This window comes from Streptomyces sp. NPDC046831, assembly GCF_040645305.1.
In the GTDB taxonomy this organism is placed as follows: domain Bacteria; phylum Actinomycetota; class Actinomycetes; order Streptomycetales; family Streptomycetaceae; genus Streptomyces.
This window is the reverse complement of record NZ_JBEYXZ010000013.1, coordinates 83,638-107,852: the sequence shown is the minus strand read 5'-3', so window position 1 is coordinate 107,852 and position 24,215 is coordinate 83,638. Positions and strand designations below refer to the sequence as shown.

17 protein-coding genes and 4 pseudogenes are annotated in these 24,215 nt (G+C 74.2%); 11 read left to right on the top strand and 10 right to left on the bottom strand.

Annotated elements, in window-relative coordinates; all coding sequences use genetic code 11:
* The 3 genes from ABZ920_RS14345 (at window position 1) to nhaA (ending at window position 3,764) form a co-directional block, all read left to right on the top strand.
* Entirely contained in the window at window positions 1–903 is a 903-nt protein-coding gene (locus tag ABZ920_RS14345) for a sugar phosphate isomerase/epimerase (protein WP_361503375.1), read from the top strand.
* 116 nt (window positions 904–1,019) lie between these two features.
* Window positions 1,020–1,625 (top strand): GPP34 family phosphoprotein, encoded by a 606-nt coding sequence (locus ABZ920_RS14340; RefSeq protein ID WP_361503372.1) that lies wholly within the window; start codon window positions 1,020–1,022, stop codon window positions 1,623–1,625.
* 219 nt (window positions 1,626–1,844) lie between these two features.
* The gene (nhaA, locus tag ABZ920_RS14335; RefSeq protein WP_361503370.1) at window positions 1,845–3,764 is read left to right on the top strand and encodes a Na+/H+ antiporter NhaA; all 1,920 of its coding nucleotides are present in this window, start codon (window positions 1,845–1,847) and stop codon (window positions 3,762–3,764) included.
* Between the two features lie 864 nt (window positions 3,765–4,628).
* Here nhaA and ABZ920_RS14330 read toward each other — a convergent pair.
* The 5 genes from ABZ920_RS14330 to ABZ920_RS14310 all read right to left on the bottom strand — a co-directional run bounded on the left by ABZ920_RS14330 (window position 4,629) and on the right by ABZ920_RS14310 (window position 14,382).
* Window positions 4,629–5,789, bottom strand: a complete 1,161-nt coding sequence (locus ABZ920_RS14330) for a Gfo/Idh/MocA family oxidoreductase (protein WP_361503367.1) — start codon at window positions 5,787–5,789, stop codon at window positions 4,629–4,631.
* Between the two features lie 804 nt (window positions 5,790–6,593).
* Window positions 6,594–8,654, bottom strand: coding sequence for a SpoIIE family protein phosphatase (locus tag ABZ920_RS14325; protein WP_361503364.1), 2,061 nt, complete (start codon window positions 8,652–8,654; stop codon window positions 6,594–6,596).
* 3 nt (window positions 8,655–8,657) lie between these two features.
* A complete protein-coding gene (locus tag ABZ920_RS14320; protein ID WP_361503538.1) occupies window positions 8,658–9,815 on the bottom strand; it encodes an acyl-CoA dehydrogenase family protein in 1,158 nt (385 codons plus the stop codon).
* A 1,004-nt stretch (window positions 9,816–10,819) separates the two neighbouring features.
* Complete coding sequence (locus tag ABZ920_RS14315; RefSeq protein WP_361503361.1) at window positions 10,820–11,374, bottom strand: hypothetical protein; 555 nt, start codon at window positions 11,372–11,374, stop codon at window positions 10,820–10,822.
* A 404-nt stretch (window positions 11,375–11,778) separates the two neighbouring features.
* Window positions 11,779–14,382 (bottom strand): CHAT domain-containing protein, encoded by a 2,604-nt coding sequence (locus ABZ920_RS14310; RefSeq protein ID WP_361503358.1) that lies wholly within the window; start codon window positions 14,380–14,382, stop codon window positions 11,779–11,781.
* Between the two features lie 120 nt (window positions 14,383–14,502).
* On the opposite strand from ABZ920_RS14310, the gene ABZ920_RS14305 reads away from it, so the two are divergent.
* From ABZ920_RS14305 to ABZ920_RS14295, 3 genes are read left to right on the top strand one after another with little or no spacing between them, the layout of a single operon-like run.
* A complete protein-coding gene (locus ABZ920_RS14305; RefSeq protein WP_361503356.1) occupies window positions 14,503–15,936 on the top strand; it encodes a S8/S53 family peptidase in 1,434 nt (477 codons plus the stop codon).
* 59 nt (window positions 15,937–15,995) lie between these two features.
* Entirely contained in the window at window positions 15,996–16,571 is a 576-nt protein-coding gene (locus ABZ920_RS14300; RefSeq protein ID WP_361503353.1) for a sigma-70 family RNA polymerase sigma factor, read from the top strand.
* On the top strand, window positions 16,568–17,068 hold the full coding sequence (locus tag ABZ920_RS14295; protein ID WP_361503350.1) for a hypothetical protein: 501 nt from the start codon (window positions 16,568–16,570) through the stop codon (window positions 17,066–17,068). Before ABZ920_RS14300 ends, ABZ920_RS14295 begins: the two co-directional genes overlap by 4 nt.
* Before the next feature lie 114 nt (window positions 17,069–17,182).
* Here ABZ920_RS14295 and ABZ920_RS14290 read toward each other — a convergent pair.
* Window positions 17,183–17,392: pseudogene (locus ABZ920_RS14290) on the bottom strand (hypothetical protein); the annotation flags it as partial.
* A 543-nt stretch (window positions 17,393–17,935) separates the two neighbouring features.
* On the opposite strand from ABZ920_RS14290, the gene ABZ920_RS14285 reads away from it, so the two are divergent.
* From ABZ920_RS14285 to ABZ920_RS14275, 3 genes are all read left to right on the top strand, one after another.
* A complete protein-coding gene (locus tag ABZ920_RS14285; RefSeq protein WP_361503347.1) occupies window positions 17,936–18,616 on the top strand; it encodes an SMI1/KNR4 family protein in 681 nt (226 codons plus the stop codon).
* Window positions 18,617–19,127: 511 nt separating this feature from the next.
* On the top strand, window positions 19,128–19,685 hold the full coding sequence (locus ABZ920_RS14280) for an SRPBCC domain-containing protein (RefSeq protein WP_361503344.1): 558 nt from the start codon (window positions 19,128–19,130) through the stop codon (window positions 19,683–19,685).
* 33 nt (window positions 19,686–19,718) lie between these two features.
* Window positions 19,719–19,997, top strand: coding sequence for a GlsB/YeaQ/YmgE family stress response membrane protein (locus ABZ920_RS14275; RefSeq protein ID WP_361503341.1), 279 nt, complete (start codon window positions 19,719–19,721; stop codon window positions 19,995–19,997).
* Window positions 19,998–20,621: 624 nt separating this feature from the next.
* Here ABZ920_RS14275 and ABZ920_RS14270 read toward each other — a convergent pair.
* Window positions 20,622–20,819: pseudogene (locus tag ABZ920_RS14270) on the bottom strand (NUDIX domain-containing protein); the annotation flags it as partial.
* A pseudogene (locus tag ABZ920_RS14265) lies at window positions 20,816–21,094 on the bottom strand (ATP-dependent DNA ligase); the annotation flags it as partial. The pseudogenes ABZ920_RS14270 and ABZ920_RS14265, both read right to left, overlap by 4 nt.
* A gap of 102 nt (window positions 21,095–21,196) precedes the next feature.
* Between ABZ920_RS14265 and ABZ920_RS14260 the strand changes: the two are divergent.
* Entirely contained in the window at window positions 21,197–21,952 is a 756-nt protein-coding gene (locus ABZ920_RS14260) for a hypothetical protein (RefSeq protein WP_361503338.1), read from the top strand.
* Between the two features lie 7 nt (window positions 21,953–21,959).
* On the opposite strand, the pseudogene ABZ920_RS14255 reads toward ABZ920_RS14260, so the two are convergent.
* Window positions 21,960–22,279 (bottom strand): annotated as a pseudogene (locus ABZ920_RS14255) (ATP-dependent DNA ligase); the annotation flags it as partial.
* Window positions 22,280–22,354: 75 nt separating this feature from the next.
* Window positions 22,355–22,939, bottom strand: a complete 585-nt coding sequence (locus ABZ920_RS14250) for a DinB family protein (protein ID WP_361503335.1) — start codon at window positions 22,937–22,939, stop codon at window positions 22,355–22,357.
* 470 nt (window positions 22,940–23,409) lie between these two features.
* Between ABZ920_RS14250 and ABZ920_RS14245 the strand changes: the two genes are divergently transcribed.
* Complete coding sequence (locus ABZ920_RS14245) at window positions 23,410–23,997, top strand: ALF repeat-containing protein (RefSeq protein ID WP_361503332.1); 588 nt, start codon at window positions 23,410–23,412, stop codon at window positions 23,995–23,997.
* The last annotated feature ends 218 nt before the right edge of the window (window positions 23,998–24,215 follow it).

Sequence of the window (24,215 nt, the reverse complement as noted above, 5' to 3'; positions counted from 1 at the left end):
ATGACCCCTGTGCTCGACCGCATCCGGGTCGGCTCGGCCCCCGACTCCTGGGGCGTGTGGTTCCCCGACGACCCGCGTCAGGTGCCCTGGCGGCGCTTCCTCGACGAGGTCGCCGAGGCCGGCTACTCCTGGATCGAACTCGGCCCCTACGGCTACCTGCCCACCGACCCGGCCCGCCTCACCGACGAGGTGGGCCGGCGGAACCTGCGGGTCTCGGCCGGCACGGTCTTCACCGCGCTGCACCGCGGTCCCGCCGTGTGGGAGTCCACCTGGGAGCACGTCGCACGGGTCGCCGCGCTCACCCGGGCCATGGGCGCGCGGCACCTGGTCGTCATCCCCTCCTTCTGGCGCGACGACAGGACCGCCGAGATCCTGGAACCCCCGGAGCTGACGGCCGAGCAGTGGGCGCACCTGACCACGGGCATGGAACGGCTCGGCCGCGAGGTGAGGGAGACCTACGGCCTGGACATCGTCGTCCACCCGCACGCCGACACCCACCTCGACACCGAGGCCCACGTGGAGCGCTTCCTCGACTCCACCGACCCCGGCCTGGTCAGCCTCTGCCTGGACACCGGGCACTACGCCTACTGCGGCGGCGACAGCGTCAAGCTCATCGAGACCTACGGCGAGCGCATCGGCTACCTGCACCTCAAGCAGGTCGACCCGGTGGTCCTCGCCGACGTGGTCGCGAACGGCATCCCGTTCGGCCCGGCCGTGCGGCGCGGGGTGATGTGCGAACCGCCGTCCGGCGTCCCCGCGCTGGAGCCGGTCCTGACCGCCGCGCAGGGACTCGGCGTGGACCTGTTCGCGATCGTCGAGCAGGACATGTACCCCTGCGAGCCGGACCGGCCGCTGCCCGTCGCCGTGCGCACCCGCCGGTTCCTGAGGTCCTGCGGCGCCTGACGAAATCGGCGCCGCGGTGGTGCACGATGGGTGGTGAGCGTTCCGGTCCGCCGGAGCCCCGCCGCAAGGGGGAGCGCCGGCTGCCGGCCGTGACCCGTGCCGTCGAGGGGATCCCCATGAGCACACCGCGCGATCTGCTGATCGTCGCCCTGGACGTCCCGCCGGCGCGGCCCCTGCAGCCGGGCGACCTCTCGCTCGCCCTGGCCGGGGCCGAGGCCGTCGACCTGCTGCGCAGCGAGGTGACCGAGCTGGACGGCGGCCGGATCGTGCCCCGGCTGCGGACCGGGCTGGGCGACCCGCTGCTGGACGAGGCCGCCGCCTCCCTGAAGCTCGTGGCCCCGTACGAGTCGCTGGAGGACTGGCTGTGGCGCCGCGGCCGCGGCCTGTCGGAGCGGTACCTGGCCGCCCTGGAGGAGGAGGGCCAGATCACCTGGCGCCGCAGCCGCTGGCTGCCGCTGAGCGGCGGCCACCGGGTGCTCGGCGACACCGAGGCACGGCGGCGGGCCCTGGCCCGGTGGACGGCGGACGACCCGGTGATCGTGGCGCTCGCGGCGGCGATCGGGGTCCGCGAGGAGGCGGACACGTTCGACCCGGGTCCCATGGCGGAGGCGGAGCTCACCGTGGTGGCCGCCGTGCACGACGCGGTGACGGAGCTGGCGGCCGTGCGCCGGCGGCGCGCCATCGAGGACGCGGCCTTCGCGAACGTCTGGCGGGGCGCGTAGCCGCCGGCCGCGGGAGCGGCCCCGCCGCTTCCGCGGCGCTTCCACGGCCGGCGGAAGCGGCCGTGTCGCCGGGAGAGCGGGGGACGGCACCCGGTGCGCGCTCCCGGCGCTGTTCGGCCCGCCCGGGCGGCCCGCGGCCGGGTGGCGAACGCCGTGCTCCGCACCCCGCGGGGCCGGGCCCCGCCGAGGCCGCCACCGCCGACCGGGAGGATGCACCAGGTGTCCCAGCCACAGCAGCTGCCGCCGGCCCGGCCGCCGGCGCTGACCGGACAGACCGACTCCGGCACGGAGGCGCGCAGCCCACTGCTCGCCTTCCTGCGCACCGAGACGGGCAGCGCCGCGGTGCTGCTGGCGGCCGCGGCCGCCGCACTCGTATGGGCCAACGTCTCGCCCGGCACGTACGAGTCCTGGTGGCGCACGCGGCTGTCGCTCACCGTCGGCACGACGGGGGTGTCCCTGGAGCTGCGGGAGTGGGTCAACAGCGGGCTGATGGCGCTGTTCTTCTTCGTCGTCGGCCTGGAGGCCCGGCGCGAGCTGGACATCGGTGAACTGCGCGAACGCCGCCGGCTGGCGCTTTCGGCCGTCGCCGGGGCCACGGGGATGGCCGTCCCGGTCGCGCTCTATCTCGCGGTCAACGCCGGACACGGCTCCGCACAGGGCTGGGGCACGGCCATGTCCACCGACACGGCCTTCGCCCTGGGCTTCCTCGCCGTCTTCGGCTCCCGCCTGCCCAGGGGGCTGCGCGTCTTCGTGCTCGGCCTCGCGGTCGCCGACGACTTCCTCGCCCTCGTCGTCATCGCCTTCGTCTACTCGGGACACCTGTACCTCCCGGCGCTGCTGACCGCGCTCGGCGTCATCGCCGGCCTGCTCGCCCTGCGCGCGGCCGGGGTGCGGACCCCGGCCGCGTACGCGATCCCCGCCGTGGCCCTGTGGGGCGCGCTGCTGCGTTCCGGCGTGGATCCGGTGGTCGCCGGGCTGGTCATGGGCCTGCTCTTCCCCGCCCATCCGCCCCAGCGGCACGCACTGGAGCGCGTCAGCCGGCTCTTCCGGAGCTTCCGCGAGCAGCCGACCCCCGAGCTGGAGCGCACCCTGCGCCGCGGCCTCACCTCCTCGCTCTCGCCCAACGAGCGGCTCCAGCGCATGTTCCACCCCTGGACCAGCTACGTCGTCGTGCCCCTGTTCGCGCTCGCCAACGCCGGACTCACGATCAGCCCGGGCCGCCTCGCGGACGCCCTCAGCTCACCGGTCACCCTGGGCATTCTGCTCGGCTACCTGGTGGGCAAGCCGATCGGCGTCGTCGGCGGCACCTGGGCCGCGACCCGGCTCAGCCGGGGACGGCTGCACCCGCCGCTGGGCTGGGGCGCCGTCACGGCGGGCGGCACCCTCGCCGGGGTCGGCTTCACGGTGTCCCTGCTGATCGCCACCCTCGCCTTCGACGGCGCCCGGCTGGAGGAGGCGAAGATCGGCATCCTGGGCGTCGTCGTCGGCTCCTTCCTCCTCACCTGGCTGGTCACCCTCGTGCTCGCCCTGCTGCCGCCCCGCCGGCGGGCCCGCGCCCTGCTGGGACAGGGAAGCGTCATCGTCGACCTCAGCGAGCCCGTCGACCCCGCACGCGACCACGTCCGCGGTCCGGTCGACGCGCCGGTGACCCTGGTCGAGTACGGCGACTACGAGTGCCCGTACTGCGGCCTGGCCGAGCCGGTCGTGCGGGACGTGCTCGCCCGCTTCGGCGACGACGTCCGCTACGTCTGGCGGCACCTGCCGCTGACCGACGTGCACCCCAACGCCCAGCTCGCCGCCGAGGCGGCGGAGGCCGCCGACCGCCAGGACCGCTTCTGGGACCTGCACGACGTCCTCATCGGCCACCAGGGCGACCTGCGGCCGCAGAGCCTGCTCCGGTACGCCGAGCGGATCGGACTCGACGTCGACCGCTTCCGCCGTGACCTGCGCGACCACGTGGGCGCGGAACACGTCGCCGAGGACGTGGAGTCGGCCGACCTGAGCGGTGTCTCGGGCACCCCGACGTTCTTCGTCAACGGCCGCCGGCACCACGGCGCCTACGACGTCGCCACCCTGTCGGCGGCGGTCCGGGCGGCACGCGAGCGGGCGGTCCTGGCGGCGGCGGAACCGCGGGGCTGAGGCGGTCCGCCCGGCCCGCGTGCGGACCGCGCCGGAGGGGCCTGCGGGGGGAGGGCCACGAAGCCGGTGCTCCCGTCCGGTTGCCCCAGCCCGCCCATGGGGGCAGCCGCGCGGCGGCCCGTCCGCGCCGGACGGCGCGGCGCCGCGGTCCCAGCGGGGCGCGCGGGCGCGGTCCCCACGGCGGCCGCATCGCGGCCCCTCCCGGCCGCTGGCCCGTGTCCCGGCCCGCTTCCGGCGGCCGCGGCCAGCCGGGGTCGGGCTCCGGGCACCTGGCTACCCGGGCGCCGGCCGCGGCGCCGGCCTGCTTCCGGCGGTCGGGGTCGGTGGGGGTCGGGCTGCGGGCATCCGTTTGCCGGGAGGCCGACCGGGCGCCGGCCCGCTTCCGGCGGTCGGCGGCCGACCGGGTCAGGCCCCGGGCACCCGGGCACCTGGTTGCCCGGGCGCCGGCCTACTCCCGGCGGTGGGGGTCGGGCTGCGGGCATCCGTTTGCCTGGGCGCCGGCCGCGGCGCCGGCCTGCTTCCGGCGGTCGGGGTCGGGCTGCGGGCACCCGTTTGCCTGGACGCCGGCCGGGCGCCGGCCTGCTTCCGGCGGTCGGCGGCCGACCGTGGTCAGGCCCCGGGCACCCGGTTGCCCGGGCGCCGGCGGCTGGCGCCGAGCGTGGTCAGGCCCCGGGCACCTGGTTGCCCGGGCGCCGGCCTGCTTCCGGCGGTCGGGGTCGGTGGGGGTCGGGCTGCGGGCATCCGTTTGCCGGGACGCCGACCGGGCGCCGGCCCGCTTCCGGCGGTCGGCGGCCGGCCGGGGTCAGGCCCCGGGCACCCGGGCACCTGGTTGCCCGGGCGCCGGCCTACTCCCGGCGGCCGCGGTCAAGGCGCGGGCACGTCCACCCAGGTCTCGCTCTGCGACGAGCGGGCCATCGCGTCCAGCACGGCGGCGCTGCGCACGGCGTCCTGGAGCGTGGCTCCGTACGGGATGCCCTCGGCGATCGAGCGGAGGAAGCGGCCGGCCTCGATCACCTTCAGGTCGTCGTACCCCATGGCGTTGCCCGCGCCCGGCTGGAACGCGGCGAACTCGCCGTCTCCGGGACCGGCCTGCACCGTGCTGACGGGCTGGTCCTGGTAGGTCGTGCCGCGGCTGACGCCCAGCTCGTTCATGCGGCGGAAGTCCCAGAACACCGCACCCCGTGTGCCGTGCACCTCGAAGCCGTAGTTGTTCTGCTCACCGACCGACGTCCGGCAGGCCTCCAGCACGCCGCGGGCCCCCGATGCGAAGCGCAGCAGACAGCCCACGTAGTCCTCGTTCTCGACCCGGCCCGGCTCGCCGCCGGGGGCGAGCGCGTGACCGGCGGTCGCGCCGGCGGGGCGCGCCCGCCACGGGACGAAGACGGCCGTGTCGGCCACCAGGGACGTGATCTCGCCCAGCAGGAACCGGGCCAGGTCCGCGCCGTGCGAGGCCAGGTCGCCCAGCACGCCGCTGCCGCCGCGTCGCCGCTCGTACCGCCAGGCCAGCGCGCCGTCGGGGTGCGCCGCGTAGTCGCTGAACAGCCGGATCCGCACGTGCGTGACCGTGCCGATCCCGCCCGAGGCGATCAGGTCGCGCGCGGCCTCCACGGCGGGCGCGTTGCGGTAGTTGAAGCCGACCGCCCCCTGCACGCCCGCCGCGGCGACGGCGTCCGCGACGGCGCGGGCGTCCGCCGCCGTCAGTCCCACCGGCTTCTCGATCCACAGGTGCTTGCCGGCCTCCGCCATGGCCACGCCGATCTCGCGATGCAGGTGGTTCGGGGCGGTGACACTGACCGCCCGCACCCGCGGGTCGGCCGCCACCTCACGCCAGTCGCGGGTGGCGCGGGCGAAGCCGAACTGCGCGGCGGCCTCCTCGGCGCGGCCCGGCACCTCCTCGGCCACCGTCACGAGCTCCGGGCGCAGCGGGAGGTGCGGATAGTGGTGCCGGACGCGGGCGTACGCCCTGGTGTGCACCCGGCCCATCCAGCCGAACCCGACGACCGCGACGCCCAGCGTGTCCACCATGGATGCCCCTTGTCGGACCGGCCCGCCCACTGTCCTCCGCCCCGGTCACCCTCGGCGCCGGCCGCCCCGCCTGTCAATCGGCACGCCGGCCTCGGCGCGCCGCCGGCCGGCCACCGCAGGCTGACCGCGGGCGTCCGGGCCCCGCTCGGCCACCGTCGAGGCGGCGCCCGGCGCGCCCGCGGGGGCCCGCCCGTGGCCGGAACGGTGGTGGGGACGGGGCAGGGGAGGGGATCGGGGGCGGCGACGAGGCGGAGGTGCGACGCGCCGCGAGGCGGGTACCCGTGGCGCCGCAGGTGCGGCGCGAACTGGCGGACCGTACCGCGAAGTTGGGGTTCGACCCCGGCCGAGCGGGCGCTGTCCGCCCCGCGCCGCACCCGTGTGCCGCCGGCCGCTCGGAGGGGAGCGGCCGGCGGCCTTCCTGTGCCGGGCGCCGTCCACCGCCGCGCTCACGTGCGCCTTTCCGCGCTCCCGCGCACTGATCCCGCGTGCGCCCGCGCACTGATCCCGGGCGCTCCCGCGCTGATCCCGCGCACTGATCCCGCGCGCCGGGCCGGCGCCCTCGTCGCGGAGATCAGCGACCGCGACCGGCTGACCGACCCCCTCACGGGCCGCCGCCGGCCCGGCCCGGACGTGCCGACCGGCGGCCGAGGCGTCCGGATCATGCACCAGCTGTGCGATCTGGTCGAGATCCGGGCGTCGGCGCGCGGACTCGTCCTGCGGCTGCACCTGGGGCTGCGGCAGGCGGCGCCCCGCCCGCGGCGGCGGCCGCTCTCCGGCCCGGCGGACTCCGGTGCGGCGCCTTCCTCAGGCCGGCCGGGTGCCGGCGGACGTGGGCGAGGCGGCCAGGGCGAGGACGGCGAGGTCGTCGCGCAGCCGCTCGCCCCACCAGCGGTGCGCGTCCTCCAGCAGGGCGGCGACGAGAGCCTCGGCGGAGGAGCCCGCGCCGGCCCGGGTGAGCGAGGAGACGATGTCGGCGAGGTCCTCCGGGGTCCGTTGGTCCTGGCCGCCGGCTCCCTCGGTGAAGCCGTCGGTGTAGAGCACCACGGTGTCCCCGGGCAGCAGTTCCAGCTCGGTCACCGGGTGGTGCGGTTCAGGCAGCACGCCCAGCAGGGGGCCGCGGATCTCCACGGGCGCGGTGCTGCCGTCCGCGCGGCGCAGCAGCGGCGCGGGGTGGCCGGCGCAGGCGATCTGCAGGCGGGCGGGGGTGCGGGAGGTGTCCAGCACGGCGTACACCAGCGTGCAGAACGGGGTGTTCTGGCGGCGCAGGGCGCTGTTGACGAGGTCCAGGACGTGACCGGGGTGGCTGGTGTGCTGGGCGGCCGCCCACAGGGTGTGGCGGACCAGGCCGGTGATGGCGGCCGCGTCCGGGCCCTTGCCGCAGACGTCGCCCAGGACCAGGACGTGCCGGCCGTCGGGGGCGGTGAAGGCGTCGTAGAAGTCGCCGCCGATGTCCAGGCCCTGGCTGTAGGGGGCGTAGCGGGCGGCAAGGTCGAAGCCGGGCAGGGCGGGCAGGTGAGGGGGCAGCAGGGGACGTTCCAGTGCCCGGGTGGTCTGGCGCAGGCGGCCCAGGAGACGGTCCTGCTGCGTGCCGACGGCTATCTGGTCGGCGACGTTCGCCAGGGTGACCAGGGTGGAGCCGGGCAGCGCGAGGCGGGTGGTGACGGACAGGACGCCGAGCAGCTCCTCCCCGGAGATCAGGGGGTAGCCGGCGAACGAGCCCTCGCCCCGTCCCTGGGCGGCCGGGTACGGGTCCGAGGAGGCGGCGTTCCAGTAGGGGCGGCCGGTGTCGACGACCCCTTCGACCAGCCGGCGCTCGGTCTCCGGGCAGGAGGGGACGGTGCCCGGCACGGCGTCGGCGACGGCGCAGGTGATGTGCGTCAGCTCGCCCTGGTCGCTCAGGGTCCAGATGCAGGCGCGGTCGGCGCCCAGCCGGTCGGTCATGGCCCGCACGCACCGGTGCAGACGTTCGGGCAGCGGCCCCGGGGCCGTCATGGCGGCGGCCACCTCCGCGGTGAGCACGGCGTGACCGGTGCGCTCGGCGAGTTTGCGCTGTGCGTGCAGGCGGTCGGTGACGTCCTCGGTCAGCACGAGGGTGCGCGTCCGTCCTTCGAGGTCCGTGACCTGCTGGGCGGCGACGCGCACCGCCTGCGCCGTGCCGTCGGCCCGGCTGCGCTCGAAGACCGCGTCGGGTTCGACGGCCCGCGGGTGCTGGGAAGCGGAGCGGAGGTGCCCGGCCAGCGCGGCGCGTTCCTCGGGGGCGAACAGCTCGGTCAGCGGGCGGCGCAGCGAGTCCGGTTCGGTCAGCTCCAGCACGTCGGCGGCCCGGCGGTTCCAGGCGATCATCGCGTCACCGTCGAGCATGAGCGCGCCGATCGGGGCCTGGTTCAGGAACTGCCCCAGCAGTCGCTCCCCGAGCTGCCGGTGGATCGACACGCCCGAGGAGAGCTGCTGCTGGGCCGCCGCCCGGGCCGCGGCGTACGCGCGACGGCGGGTCAGCTCCCGCAGCAGTTCGCCGACCGTGCCGGCCAGCGGACCGGATCCGTCGTGGACACGGCGGACGAGGTCGTCGGAGAAGAGCAGGGGGAGCACGGCCAGCTCGGCCTGGGTGGCGGGGGTGACCGGCACGGCGACCACCAGGTCCGCCGCATGGGGACGCAACGCGTGGACCACGCCTACCGGCACGGGCACCGCCTCCCCCAGCACCACCACCGTGGGCCGGCGCTGACCGGGCGTTCCGCCCACGTACGCCAGCACGTCGTCGGCCGTGCTCTCGACGACCTCCGCCGCGGTGCCGAGCTCGCGCACCACCTCGGCGGCGGTCCGGCAGGGGACGTCCACCAGCAGCAGCAGGGGCTGAGCATCCACCTCTCAGCCCTCCAGCAGCGGTTCTTCCAGCAGCGCCCTGCCGGTCCACACCCGCAGCACGTCGGTGACGGGCGACATCACGTGCGCGGCGCGGGCGTCGCGCAGCATGCGGTGCAGCGGCGACCGCTCGGCGTAACCGATCCCGCCGGCCAGCGTCAGGGCGTCGTTGACGGTGGCCTCGGCCGCGTCGGCGACCTCGGCCTTGGCCGAAGCCAGGGCCGGCAGGGCCTGCGGTCCGCCGGCCTCCGCCTCGGCGGCGGCGTGGTAGATCAGCCGCCTGGTCCGCTCCACCCGGGCCCACATCGTGCCCAGACGGTGCTGTACGACCGGCTGCCCGGCGGGGGGCCGGCCCGCGCGCGTACTCCTGCGCCGCAGCAGATGGCCGCGCGCCTCCTCCAGCGCCGCCGCGGCGACCCCGAGGTACGTGCCGGCCATGGCCATCAGGAAGTAGGGGGCGACGACGTTGAAGACGTACCAGATCTCGTCGCCCTCCTCGCCCAGCAGGCACCCGGCGGGGATCTCCACCCCGGGCAGCTTCAGAGCGCGCGAGGAGTTGCCGCGCATGCCGAACCCCTGCCAGGAGTCCCCCCAGACCATCCCGGGAGTGCCGGCGTCGACCACCGTGCAGGAGAACTGGCCGGGCGGAGTGCCCGGCCCGGCGGCGACGGTGGACACCACGTAGGAGTCCGCGTGCCCGGCATTGGTGACGAAGCTCTTCGCGCCGGTCAGGCGCAGCCGCCCGGAGCCGCTGCGCTCCATACGGGTCTGCGGCAGCCAGAACTCGACCCCCGTCATCGGCTCGGACAGCGCCAGCGTCGTGAGGTGCTCACCGGCCGCGATCGGCTCCAGATAGCGTTCCCGGTGCAGGGGACCCGCCTTGGCCGCGATCACCGCCGACCCCACCAGGTGCATCCCGAAGCAGATGGACGTCGACGCGCACGCCCGCCCCGTCGCCTCACCGACCTGCGCCACCGCCAGCAGCCCGTGCCCCAGGCCGCCGGACTCCCTCGGGACCACGAGCCCGCCCAGAGCGGTCCGCAGCGCCGCCATGCCGTCCGCGGGCCACCGCGGCTCCTCGTCCACCGCGGCCGCTTCCGGCGCCAGGACGTCCTCGGCGATCTCCCGCGCCAACGAGACCGCAGCTCCCAGCTCCAAGCGCATCACCGCTGTACCCGCTCCTTCGTACCCAACCGGCCGAGCGTCTCGGCGGACGCGACCACCACCGGCACTCGCCCGGAAGACAACGTCCTCAGCCTAGCGGCCGGTCGTACCGACCCCGGAACGTTTGTCCGGGTCGGCGGCCCAGGTCGGGTGCGGTGCACCCCGCCCTCCGCCCGGCCCCGGGCGGAATCGCTCGCCGTCCGGAGCGGCGCGCTCCACGCGTCGGCGGGCCCGGCACCGAACGCGATCACGCGGCTGCCGGCGGGAACGGCACCGCGGTGCCGTCTGCCGGTCACCGGCCCGGGCCGCCGGTCACCGTCCCGGGGCCGGCCACCGGCCGCGCGGCCCCCGCGACTCCGTCGAGGCGCGGGCGGGTCCGGACGGCCGAGTCCGGCCACGGCGCTGCCCGGCCCCCCGCGTCGCCCCGGTGCCGGGAGGGGCCACGCGCGTGGGACGCCGGGGGCGGTGAGGCCGGGCCGACGGGAGACCGGCAGGCACGCGGGGGAGCGGCGCGGGCGTCCGTGGCGCGCCGTCGCGCCCGGAGGGGCCGGGGCTGCCCGGCGCGTGACCGCCGTCGCGCCCGGAGTGGGGAGAGGCACGGGGGTGCACGCGGACTACGTGCCGACGACCCCCGACGAGCCGCTGGCCGGGCGTCCGCGACCCGGCATCGTCCGGTGTGTACCCGTCCTTCTGTCCGACAGGGAAGGCGGTGCTTCGTCACGGTCCTCGAGGACGGCGATGACGGCGACGACGGCCAGGACGGCCAGGACGGCCGAGGAGAGCGAGGAGGGCCAGGAGGGCGTCCTGCCCGGACGAAGGTGCGCACGGTGTCACGGGCGGTCGGCGGTGGCCGGCGGCTCGACGGCGAAGCCGCCCCGGCCGTCTGCAGGTCCAGCGCGGGCCCCGGCCCGGTGGTCGTCCGGCCGTGCGCCCACCGCGGCCGCGGTGGGTGCGGCCGCGGTGCGAGGCTGTGGCGTCCGCCCGGCCGGGGCCGCGCGGCGCCGTCAGTGTCCCAGGACGTTCTCCAGCATCCCGCGGACCTGCTGCCAGGGACGCTGCTGCTCGCCGTGCAGCGCGTTGAGCACCAGCAGGCCGCCCGTCAGGGCCGGCACGGTCCACTGCATGACCGCCAGTTGACGGCGTGCCGCCGTTGCCTGCCCGTTCCGGCCGGCGGACTCCCCGGCCGCCTCCCAGCCGGACGTCGTCGCCTTCTCCACCTTCTTGCCCAGCGCACGGCTGTACGCGGTGGCCGCCAGCGCCGCCCCCGTCACGGCCGTCTTGGCGGCCGTCGACGCGCCGACGCCCTTCTGCCCCGCCACTCGTGCGGCGTTCTCCTTCAACAGGGCCGCGCTGCCCACGAGGTGGACCGCGACGGCGGCGGCGTTGACCGGCGTCCACATCGCCCAGCCCGTGCTCTCGATCCGCCGGCTCGCCTCCTCCGTGCTGCCCGCCCTGCGGGCCGCGCCGTTCAGGCCGACCGCGCCCATGAGCGCTCCGCCGAACCATGCCGCCAGTCCCATGTCGTGCAGACTGCGCAGCGCTGTGATGCGCTCGGTCATCTTGAACATCCCTTCAGGTGGTGGCCGGGCCGGTGCCGGTGGCGCGCCCGCTTCCCCCACATTCCGGCACCCGAGTGGGGCGAGCCACCGCACTCGGGCGAACGGGTGAGCGACCCGCGCCGAAACCGCACCCGCCTGTCCCTGTCTTGCGCCGAGGCCGCGCCCGGCCCGTGCCTGTCTCGCGCCGAGGCCGCACTCGACCCGTGCCGAGGCCGAGTCCGGCCCGTGCCTGTCTCGCGCCGAGGCCGCACTCGACCCGCGCCGGAGCCGCGCCCCGCCTGTGCCTGTCTCGCGCCGTGCCTAACAAGCGCCACCCGGCCCGCGCCTGTCTCGCGCGGAAGCCGCACTCGACCTGCGCCGAGCCCGCGCCCGGGGCCCGTGCCGGAGCCGCGACGGCCGGTCCCTCAGGCCGCCCCGAACGCCGAGAAGGCCCAGCCCGTGGCCAGGTGCACCGCGTCGTCCGGGAGGGCGCTGCGGGCGTCGCGCAGGGCCTCGGCCAGGGACAGGCCGGCGCCCAGGCCCTTGTGCAGGGCGAGCATCAGCGGCACCACCGCCGCGTCGTTGACGGGCGCGCTGCACGCCACCACGCCGGCGGTGCCCAGCGGCAGCAACGCCGTGACCAGGCCGAGGAGTTCGTCGGCGCCCACCGACGCGAACCGCGCGGTGTCGCAGCAGGACAGGATGATCCGGTACGGACTGCGGGCGAGCCGTTCGAGGTCGTGCACGATGAGCGGGCCGTCGGCCATCGTCAGCGACGAGAACAGGGGGCTGTCCGCGCGGAAGGCGCCGTGCGCGGCGATGTGCGCGAGCGCGGCCCCGTCCAGTTCCCGCAGCACCCGCGCCGCGTGCGCGTCGCCGTCCTCGAGGACGACCGGCGAGCCGTACCGGGCCGCCAGCTCCGGCACCTCCGCGCCGCGGGTCGCCAGTCCCGGCCCGCGCACGAGCACCTGCCGCCCGCCCGGCGGCGGTTCGGTCCCGAGGGCCCGCAGCCAGCTGCCCGCCGACGGCGACACGCTGACCACCCGCTCCCGCAGCGACGGCAGCAGCGCCCACGGCACACGGTGCAGCGAGCCCGGCGGCACGATCACGACGGGCCCGGAGCCCAGGTGACGCGCGGCCGGCCCCAGCAGCAGCTCCTCCAGCCGGCGGCCCGCCGCCTCCACCAGCGGCAGCCGCGCGTCCGCACCCGGATGGGCCAGTCGCCGCAGGCCCGCCTGCACGTACTCGGCCTCGCTCACCGCCTCCGCCAGCCGCCCGGCCTCGAACCGCCGCACCCGTCCGCCGCCGCACAGCAGCACGTGCACCCGCCCGTCCAGGACCGCGAGTTCGACCAGCCGTCCCTCGCCGAGCCGGGCCAGCAGCCGCGCCGGGTCGAAGCGGTCGCCGCCACCGGGCGCGTCACCGCGCAGGTGCAGGGTCCGGGACCGGATCTCCCGCTCCAGACGCCGCTGCTCCCGCTCCAGCGTCGCGACCGGATGCCCCTCCTGCCGGGCGGCCTCCGCGCGGGCCGCGATCTCCCGGAACGCGGTCAGGCCGCTCAGCAGCGCCGGGTCGGCGGGCGGCCGGGTGGGCGGCGTGGACAGCACCGTCGCCCGCCAGCGCTCGCTCCACACCAGCAGCCGTCTCGGCTCGCCCGAGGCGAGACTGGCCTCCTGGGCCAGCGCGGCCAGCTCCGCGCCCTGCGCGGTGACCCGCGCCCGCAGCTCCGAGGCCCCGAGCGTCATCCGGTGGTCGTCGAGCACGTCGAGCCCGCGCCGGCAGGCCTCCAGCACGCCCCGGCCCGAGCCGGCCGCGCGCGCCCGGAGCGCCTGCGCGACCCAGCCCGTCACCCGGGCCGGCGGCGGGCCGCTGTGGCGGCTGCGCGCGGCGACCGCCAGGTGCCGCTCCGCCTCCGCGGGCCGGTCCAGGGACAGGGCGATCCGGCCCGCCAGCAACCACGCCTCCGGCGCGGCCGGCGAGCCGGAGGCGGCCAGCCGCTCGGCCACCGTCGCCGCGTCCGCGACCAGCCGTCCCGAACGGCGTCCGGTCGCCACCCGCGCCTCGATCAGCACCAGCCGGGCGTGCGTCTCCCACCAGGCCCGCCGCTGCCCGGCGAACAGCCGTACGGCCAGCGCGGCGCGGGCGATCGCGGTGTGCGGGTCGTCCGCGAGCCGGGCGGCGCGGGCGGCGGCCAGCAGCAGCTCCGCCTTGCGGGTGGACTGGCCGCCGATGCCGTCCAGCGCCGCGATCGCCGCGTCCGCCTCGGCCAGCGCCTCCGGGGCGAGCCCGGCGGCCATCAGCACCTCGCAGCGCCGGATGTTCAGCATGAACGTCGGCGTGCCCAGCTCGGCGTACCGCTCCCCGGCCTCGTCGAGCAGGCGCAGCGCCGCCGGGATGTCACCGGAGCGGAAGGCGGCCAGGCCCCGGCTCTCCACGGCGTCGGCCTTGTCGTGCTCCTGGCCGGTGGTGTCCCACAGCGCCTGCGCGGCGGTGAAGTCGGCGTCGGCCCGCTCCACCGCGCCCAGCGCCAGGTGCACGGTGGCGCGCAGCGTCAGCGTCCGCGCCGTCCAGATCACGTCGCCGGCCTGCCGCAGCACCGGGATCGCCCGGCGCACGTCGTCCAGCGCCTCACGGTGCCGGCCCAGCACCCACCACACGTACGCCCGCCGGTACAGCACCCGCGCCCGCGTGTGCCCGGACCCGCGCGCCACGCCGCGCTCGAACGCCTCCAGACCCCGCCGGGTGCGTCCCGCGTGCACCAGCGCGACCCCGAGCGTGGCCAGCACGTCGGCCTCGCGCTCGGCCGACTCGGCACGCGCCGCCAGGTCCCGCGCCCGCCGCAGGTGCCGCAGCGCCAGCCGCAGGTCGCCGAAGTCCCGCTGCCAGATGCCGATCACCTGGTGCGCCACGGAGGCGTGCGACGGCGCCGGACCGGAGGCCAGCAGCCTCCGGGCCCGTGCCAGGGCCTCTCCCGGGTCGGCGAAGACCATCGGCAGCAGTTCGAGAACCGGCTCGCCTCCCGCTGTCACCCCACGGATGGTAGTGGTCGCCGCGCGCCCCCCGGAACCATGTCACCCGGTTTGACGATGTATCAGGTGACGATCCCGCGGCTCTGACTGAAGACCGCCGTCACCAGGGGGAGGACACGCATGGCACCACAGCGGTTCCACGAGCAGTTCCAGCAGATCCAGCGCTCCATGCCCGGCGTGCCCCTCGCGATGGGCCCGGACGACTCCGGCGAGTTCCTGTACGAGAAGGGCGTCGTCCTGGCCCGGGACGGCGAGGAGGCGCACCTCGTCGAGGACACCGTGCGGGCGCACTTCGCCGAGGCACCCGACCTGGTCGCGGACCACGTGCGCCGGGCGGGCCCCCCGGCCGACCGCACCGGCGTCACCCGCATCCGGGTCGGCGACCCGGGCGAGGGCGACCGCGGCGGCGACCGGACCGTCGCGCACGCGCTGCGCGCCCTGCGCGAGCACGAGGGGCGCGCCGGCCGGCGGCTGGTCAGCCGCAACCACGTGGTGTCCATCGCGGTCAACGCCTGCCCCGGCGACGAGCCCGTGCCCGCCCCCTTCGCCGGCGGTGTCAACCCGGCGCCCGCCGCCGCCCACGACGCCGCCACCCCCGTGGACGTGCTCGTCATCGACACCGGCCTCATGCACGACTACCGGTCCTTCCCGCTGCTCGCGCACGTCGAGGGCGACGGCCAGGTCAAGGAGACCGACGACGACGGCGTCCTGCAGCAGTACGTCGGTCACGGCACGTTCATCGCCGGCCTCCTCGCGGCCGTCGCCCCCGACACGCGCATCACGGTCCGCGGCACGCTCAACGACGCCGGCGCCATCCTGGAGTCGGACTTCGGGCACAAACTCTTCGAGGCCGTCGACCGGCAGGGCTGGCCCGACATCATCAGCCTCTCCGCCGGAACCTCCAACGGCCGCACCGACGGACTGCTCGGAGTGGACGCCTTCATGCGCGAACTGCGCGACCGGGGCACCCTGCTCGTCGCGGCGGCCGGCAACAACGCCAGCGCCACGCCGTTCTGGCCCGCGGCCTACGCCGACCTGCCCGGCTTCTCCGACTCCGTGCTGTCGGTCGGCGCGCTGCGCGGCGACGGCGAGTACGGCGCCTGCTTCACCAACCACGGCGCCTGGGTGAAGGCGTACGCCCCCGGCGAGCGGCTCACCAGCGCCCTCACCGGCTTCCGCACGCCCGTGCCGTACGTCTACCAGCACTCCACCTACGACGCCTGCCGGTACGGGTTCACTTACGTCTGCACCTGCCGGCACCCGCGGCACACCGGCGTGCTGAGCGAGGAGCAGGGCGGCGCACCCGGCAAGCCGGACCAGGTGATGTTCGAAGGATTCGCACAGTGGAGCGGGACCTCCTTCGCCGCCCCCGTGGCCGCCGGCATGGTCGCCGCTCACATGACCGCGCGCAAGGAGCGCGACCCGCGCGCGGCCCGCAGGCAACTCCTGCACGCCACCACCGAGTACGCGGAAGTGCGCGGGGCGCACGTGCCGGCGCTGCGCCCGCCCACCTGGCGCCCGGTTTCCGTCGCGCTGACGGATCCGCCGTCATGAGGGCCGGGACCGTCTCCGCCACGGCGTACGATGTCAGGTCGTACACGAGGGGTGGGGCCGTGGACCGTACAGATGTCGGCGCGCTCGTCCGGTCCGCCGTCGACGGCGACGCGGCGGCCTGGAAGGCGCTGGTGGAAGGGCTGAGCCCGCTGGTGTGGTCGGTCGTGCGCGCCCACCGGCTCTCCGACGCCGACGGGCACGAGGTCTACCAGACCGTCTGGTTCCGCTTCGCCCAGCACCTCGGCCGGATCAGGGAGCCGGACAAGGCGGGCGCGTGGCTCGCGAGCACCGCGCGGCACGAGTGCCTGCGCACGCTCAGAAGCCTGAAGCGGCTGACGGTGACGGACGATCCGCACCTGCTCGACCGGGTCAGCGACGACCGCACGCCGGAGGAGTCGGTGCTCGACTCCGAGGAGGCCGCCGCGCAGAGCGAGCGGATCCGGCGGCTGTGGCAGGAGTTCGAGGCACTCGGCGAGCGCTGCCGTCAGTTGCTGCGCGTCCTCATGGCCTCGCCGCCGCCCAGCTACCAGGAGGTGTCCGCCGCGCTCGGCATCGCGGTGGGCAGCATCGGACCCCTGCGCCAGCGCTGCCTGCGGCGTCTGCGCGCACGACTCGACGCACGGGGGGCGCAGTGAGCGACCGTCACGACGACGACCTCCTCGGCCGGCACGACGTCCACGGCGACGGGTTTGGCGGGGACGCGGACACGGACCTGCTGGAGGAGGAGCTGCGGCAGGCCGCCGCCATCCTCGACCCGGTGCCGGACGCCCTGTGTCAGCTGGCCGTCGACGCGTTCGCGCTGCACGACCTCGACGCCCGCGTCGCCGAGCTGACCTTCGACTCCCTGGTCGACGCCCTCCCCGTCCGGGGGGCGGCGGACGTGCCGCGGATGCTGACCTTCAGCGCAGGCGACCTGACCGTCGACGTCGAGGTGGGCGAGGAGGGTCTCATGGGACAGGTGCTGCCGCCCCAGGCCGCCCACGTCGAGGTGCTCAGCGGCCCCCGGCCCGGCGCGCCCCTCACCGCGGACGCCATGGGCCGCTTCACGGGCCCCGTCCCGCCCGGCGGCCCGTTCGCCCTGCGGCTGCGCACGGGCGGGCAGGTGGTGGTCACGGAGTGGCTGCGGGCCTAGGCAGTTTCGTTCGGATCAGTCGGTCGTTGGTCCGGGTGCCGTTGACTGATGCGCAGTGGGCGCGGATCGAGCCGTTGCTCCCGAACCGGACGCCGCAGCGGGGTGGCCGCTGCCGAGCAGGGTGATCCGCGGCGGTGGTTCGATGACGTGCGCGCCGCCGCGCACGGGCGTACGCGGCCGTCCGGCGGCCGGGTCGGGCGGGGTGAGTGGGGCGGCGGCGACGTCGACACCGAAGACGGGGCGGATACCGGCTGCCGCGGCGGCTGTGGCGGAACGGACTGTGCCGGCGACGGTGCCGCGGCCCAGCACGACGCCGTCCTGCACAACGTTCGCACAGTCGGTCCAGACACCAAGGAAGGGGCCTAGCGATGGGCCTTTGGAACAGGCTGACCGGTACCAAGCATCCCGACGGCAACACAGCACCGCTGTCCCACACAGAAGTCCGGGCCGCCCTGCTCGCACTCAACGGGCCCGAGGTGCCCTACCGCGTGCGCAACGCCCTGCCAGCCGAAAAGGCCGACCTGGTAGCCGAGTGCCACATCCAGCGAGTGGGCGTGCGCCTCAAGACCAGAATGCGCCTGGTCCCGGACAAACAAGAGGTAGGTGATCGGTCGGGCTCTCCGAGAAACACACGCACGCGGTCATCGCGCCGAACGGAGCGAAGGCTCGAAAGGTGATACTCCAGCTGTAGATCGTGATCTTGCTGGTGGGTGCAACCGAGTATGTTGGTGGGCCACCGAGGGCCTCAGCCGGCCGATGTGCGTGTTGTGCCGAGGGCCTGGGGCGTCGGGCCATTCCTGAGCCCGTCGGGACCGCAGCAGTGGGCCCCGCGGCCCAGATGTCGGTGGCCGCACGTACGGTCTGCGCATGACTGATCAGTGGTGGGTGGGCGTGCGTCAGCGGGTCGAGGCGGCGGGTGCAGGGCCTTCCGGCAGCAAGGTGTTCGGGGCACTGGGCCACAGGTGGATCGTGGAGGACCCGCTTACCCGGGGTGACCTTGCCGAACTCGAGGCTCAGACGGGCGTGCGGCTGCCAGAGGAGTACCGGACCTTCCTGCTCCACGTCGGTGCGGGCGGCGCCGGCCCCGGGTACGGCCTGTTCCCGGTTCGGCGCGTGCAAGGCCGCTGGCGTTGGGAAGGCGACGGCGCGGACCTGGCCGACCTGTCGAGGCTTGCCGAGCCGTTTCCCGACCAGGGCCCGGACCCGAAGCTGCTCGACGACCTTCTTGCCCAACGCCCCGAGGAAGAGGACTTCGACGACATCGAGGACTTCGATGATGCCATCGAGGCGTGGGACGAGCGGTGGGAGGTCATCATGTTCGCCCCGGAGCGCACCGCCGGCGCCATCGTGATTTCCCACCTGGGCTGCGCCCAGAGAGAGTGGCTGATCATCAGCGGCAGCCACCGTGGCACGATCTGGTCCGACTGCCGGGTGGACGACGTAGACCTCGCCCCACTGCTGGACGACGACGGTACGCCGGTAACGTTCGCCCGCTGGTACACCGACTGGCTGGAGAAAGCCGAGCGCACAGCCCTGTCGGCACCGTAGGCCCGTCGGCCTGTGCTGTTGAGGGTCGCGGTTGGTCAGACGGGCTAAGCAGGGCCCTCAGCCACAGTGGGGCCGGTGCGGAGACGGGTGCGGCCACCGTTGATCATCGTGACTTGTGTGGAGTGACGATGAGACGGTGGCCGCAGGTCACAGCATAGATCCCGTCCGTTGGCGGGAGGCGTTCGAGGTGGCCATGGGCCGGATCGCGGGCCGGTTCGCCCGGGTCGAACCACGGCTGCGGGCCGGGGAGACAAGCTCTCAGCCGGGCGCGGTGCGAAGGGGTAGCGGTTCTACGACTGGGCCGTTATCGACCTCGCCGAGGCAGCAACGGGCCACCACCAGCCCTCGGATACCCCGAGCTGAAGCCCTACCCCAGAAGCCCCGACTCCTGAATCATGAGATCGCACTCACCGTCCCCTGCTGCTCGCAGCAGAGTGATCGAGCCCGCAGCGCGCACAGTTCATCGCAAAGACCGACCGCCCCTCCAACAACACCGGCTACACCAAATCCGGTGCGGGCGGGCCCAAAGCAGCAGCGTGCCCGCGCCATGCACGCCGTCTACACGGCCCTGACCACGGTCGAGGGCCGGGCAGGCTGGTGGACGCGGGACACGGACGGCGACGCCGAACCCGGCGGAGTGCTCCGGTTCCGCTTCGAGCCCGGCGGATTCGACATGAAGGTCCCGGAGGCCCAGCCCGGCGAGCGCGTGCTCTGGGAGGTCGTCGACGGCCCCGAGGAGTGGATCGGCACGCGGATCAGCTTCGAGCTCAAGCGGGAGGACGGCTTCACGATCGTGCTGTTCCGGCACGAGGGATGGAAGGAGCCGGTGGAGTTCATGTACCACTGCAGCACCAAGTGGGCGACCTTCCTGCTGAGCCTCAAGAGGCTGGTCGAGACCGGCGAGCGAACCCGCGCCGCACGACGTCAGGATCAGCAACTGGCACCAGGTCCTGCCTGCCAACGCCCGGCCGTCCGCCTGCCGTTGTGGGCGGCCGCCGATCCGGTGCCGGGGAGCCGTTTTGTAAAAGAGAGGTTTGTACGCGCGCAGACGGTGCACACGATGACCTAACACGTTCTTTACAACGACGGACGGAGACGCACCGTGGGCATCATCGCGTGGATCATCATCGGCCTGCTCGCCGGCGCCATCGCCAAGGCCATCATGCCGGGCAAGGACCCGGGCGGCATCATCATCACCATGCTCATCGGCGTGGCCGGCGGCCTGCTCGGCGGCTGGCTCGGCAAGGTGATCTTCGGCGTCGACTCCGTCGACGGGTTCTTCGAACTCTCCACGTGGATAGCGGCGATCGTGGGCTCCCTCATCCTGCTCGCGCTCTACCGCGTCATCACCGGCAACCGGCACTCGCACCGTCACGCGTAAGTCGCTGACGCCGAACTCCGGAACCGTGGACGGCTCCCACCCTGGATCGCAGGGGGGGAGCCGTCGCCGTGTGCGGGACGTGGGACGGCGGGGGGTTGTGCGTCCGCCCGGTCAAGCGCGGGCGTTCAGCAGGGACCGACTCCAGGCGCTCGCCGTAGCGGTAGGCGACGTCCCGGTGGCCGTGAAGGCCGTAGCGTTCGTTCTGGTGCGCGATGTGCGCCTTGTCCGAGGCGACGTCCACCGCGTCGAAGTAGGCGGCCCACTCGGCGGGCGGCCGGTTGTGGACATTGCGCCCAGGATCGGGTTCCCGGTAGCCGTTCACGTTGCCCACCCCCATGCGGCCCGGGCAGAGGCTCACGGCGGCCCTCCCGAAGCCCCCGTCTGCAAGGCGCGACGTCGGCTGGGATGCGGGGCGACGAGTTGCGCGTGAGGGTGATGCCATGGCGGAACGCCGCGTCACCGTCTGCCCGCGTATGGGACAGCCTGCAAAATGCCGGTCTGACTGGCGGGACGGATCGAGCGGCAGGAGGGCGGGCCGGAGGTATGGGGACACTGAACGCGCGTAACAAGCGTCGGGGCGGCGCAGGGCACGATGGAGAGACTGTCCTCGACGAGCTGTACACCACCCTCCTCCTCCCGGAACTCGCGCCGCGCCGCCTCCCGGCCCGGTTCGTACTCGCCCTTGGGCACCGTTCACGCGCCCGCGTCCTTCCTCCTCGCGTAGTAAGGCCCGCCCATGTGGCCGAGCAGCACCTCCAGGCCCTCACCGGTGCGCCGGAAGAGCAGCAGCCCCGCGCTGCGCCGCGCCGCCCGGGCCGTCACGGGCCGACCTCCGGGTGGGCCGCCGGTACGGCCTCCACGGTGTCGGCCTCCCCGGGCCGCTTGTCCTCCCGGTACCGCATGACGCGCGCGAAGCGCCGGGTGACCCCGGCCGGGTAGTGGGAGGAGTGCTGCAGGCCGTCGTAGGCGATCTCCACGACGAGCTCGGGGCGCACCCGCACGCCCCAGCCGTGCTCCTCGACGGCCAGTTCCGTCAGCCGTCCGGTCTGCCAGGCGAGTATCGCGTCGGTCATGCCCTTGAAGGTCTTGGTGACAAGCCGATGACAGATGGGATGACGCCGCGGGCATCGGGCGGGCCGGCGCAGAATGGCGCCGGGGTCCTGTTCCACCATGCAGGCATGAGCGACGGGAGCCACGACGTGCTGAATCTCTCTCTCACCTTGGCGATCGGCCTGCCCCTGGCGTTCCTGCACGTCTGGTCGCCCTACGTGCACCCCGACAGGTACATCGACTCGAGGTACTGGCGTGCGTTCGCCGACGGCATCTCCATCACCTACATCTTCCTGCAGCTGTTGCCCGAGATCACGCGCCTCGCTGACGAGGAGCTGCACGCGGATGAGCCCTATGTCCTGAGGTTCCCCGGGTGGCTCGGGGCGCTCTCCGCCTGGGGCGAGCAGAACCCCTTTCTTCCCCTGCTGTTGGGGTTCACGCTCTTCTACGGGCTGGAGAGAGGCATCGAACGACCCGTCGACCATGAGTCCAGCGACGGGGCGGGGCGTCCGGTGCACTTCTGGGTGCATATGGTCGGCATGTCGCTGTACAAGATCCTGCTGGGCTACCTGATGGGCCAGATCACCAGTGTGCTCGGCCTCCTCATCTTCGCCTTCGCCATCACGATGCATTTCCTGGTGATCGACTTCCACCTGCTGGAGATGCACCACTCGGCCTACCACCGGATCGGCAGATGGATCCTGACCGGCGCCTTCCTTGTCGGATGGTTCCTCAGCACGCAGGTGACGATCGACCCACCGGTGCTCGCCATGCTGGTCTCGTTCGTCGCGGGCGGCGCCGTGCTGATGATCATCCAGGACGAGTTCTCGGAGAGCGCCGACAACTCCTATGCCGCCTTCCTGATCGCGGTCCTGCTGTACGGCTCGCTGCTGCTGGCGGTGTAGGGGTGGCTCAGGTCGGGTCGTCGGCGGCGCCGGCGGAGTCGAAAAACTGCCGGACGATGCCGATCGTGTCGGCGTCGGCGGCAGTCTTGTCGTCCCGACAGCGAAGCGCCCGGGCGAAGCGCAGCGCCATCCCGCCGGGGTAGCGCGAGGAGCGCTGCACGCCGTCGAAGGCGATCTCACGACCTGCTCCGGGCGCACGGTCACGACGTACGACCTGCGGGACTCCTCGAGCGCGAGGAAGCGCTCGGTCTGCCAGGCCAGCATCTCGTCGGTCATCCCCTTGAAGGTCTTGCCGACCATCGCGAAGCCGCCGTTCTCGCTGCGCGCGCTTCGACAGATCAGCACTCACGGCCGGCATCATGCCGCTCGAACATCAGGCATCAAGTCACTGGGGATAGTTTTCTATGCCTCGATTGATGCGGCCGATCTGGCTGCCTGCTCGATCTTCGCGCAGTAGGCGGTGCGGGCGTCCTCATCGATCTGCATCTCGTGTTCGGGACGCATCCCGGTTCGGCCGTCCACGCCTTCCCGCAGGATGTCGGCGTGCCCGGCATGCCGGTTGGTCTCGCCGAGGACGTGCACCAGGATGGCGAACAGGTTCGTGTTGGCATAAGGCTCTGGCCACCACGGCACGTGGCCCGGGGCATCGAGGGCAAGCTCGTCGATCGTCGCGTCTGAGTGTTCCCACGTGCGCCGGTAGGACTCGATGATCTGGTCGCGCGTCTCGTCCTCAGCCGCCCACAGATCGCTGCCGTCGTGGTCCTGCCACCGGGGCAGCGGCTCTGGGGACGGCCGGTCGAAGACCTCGCCCAGATACCTGGCCTCGACGCTGGCCACGTGTTTGACCAGGCCGAGGAGGTTGGTCCCGGTCACTGTCAAAGGCCGGCGGGCGTCGTATTCGGAGAGACCGTCGAGCTTCCAGAGCAGCGCCTTGCGGTCCCGCCGCAGTCGCCCGTGCAGGGTGCCCTTCGCGAATTCATCGATCATGCGGCATGAGCCTGCCATGGGCTACTCATGGCCTCAAGATCCCGTACGCGGACCGCAACGACCGGCAGTGCTGAAGCCCGGCCATGGCCACCGCCCCGAGCTATTGCTGAAGCTCGCGGAACTTGCCATGTGAGACAGCCTCTAACCAACTGATCGTTTCAGAATGAAGTTCGGAGTCGTCTGAAGCGGATGATGCTGCAGGTTGAGTGGGAGCAGGCTGAGGTGGATGTCGGCGCGTTCGGATGACGCTCGCTCGCGCCGTGCCCGCGCTGATCGACCACGAGCCGCGCTCAAGGCCTCCCTTCTCGAAGGCGCGCCGGCATGAAACACCGGCCACGTCCGCGGCGACGGTGCCCTGCGGCCGCAGCGGGGCAACTGCCACTGTCGGACCCAGGTGGCAGCATCACCGAAGTGAACGCCCTGAGGCGTCCTCAACTCACCTCCGCAGCAAACGAAGAGGAGCATTCCCCTTGCGACTGCATCGCGTAGCGCCCGGCATCGCCGCGGGCATCCTCGCCCCGGCCCTCCTGCTCGCCACCCCGTCCTTCGCCGCCACGGCGGCACCGGCCGCGGTGACGGTGCCCGCGGTGTCCTCATCCGCGGACGAGCCGGACGCCGACGACCTGAGGGTGGCCATAGCCCGGATTCTCGCCGACCCGGACAGCGGCCGTCGTGTGACACGAGAAGCCAACGCCCTCCTGGACACCAACGACCCGGAGGCGATGCGCGCCTGGCTGGAGACCGGCTACCGCATCGCCCAGGCCGAGGACGACCACGTCGCCATCACGCGCCTGCTCGCCGACCCCGACAGCGGCCGGCGCGTCATCGCCGAGGTCAACGCCCTCCTGGACGCCAACGACTCCGACGCGATCCGCGCCTGGCTGGAGACCGGCTACCACATCGCCCAGGCCGAGGACGACCGCGTCGCCATCGCCCGCATCCTCGCCGACCCGTCCATCAGCCCGGCCCTGCGCGCGGCAGCCAACGCCGCCCTCGACGACAACACACCCGAAGCACTGCGCCACTTCCTGGAAGTCGGCAGGTACCAGGTCGCCTGACCGGCACGGCGCCGCACCACAGCGCGTCGCCCGGGTGGCGTCCCCCTGCCGCACGCACGGTCGCCGGAACGCCGAGAATCCGGGCCGGGCCGCCTGCACCTCTGTGTGCCGGCGGCTCCGCCCGGCAGGCCCTGTGCCTTCTCGGCGCCCTCCGCAGAGCTCTGTGGTCTCGCCGCCCGGTGCGGCATGGGCCACTGACACCTTCGACAGCAGAAAGC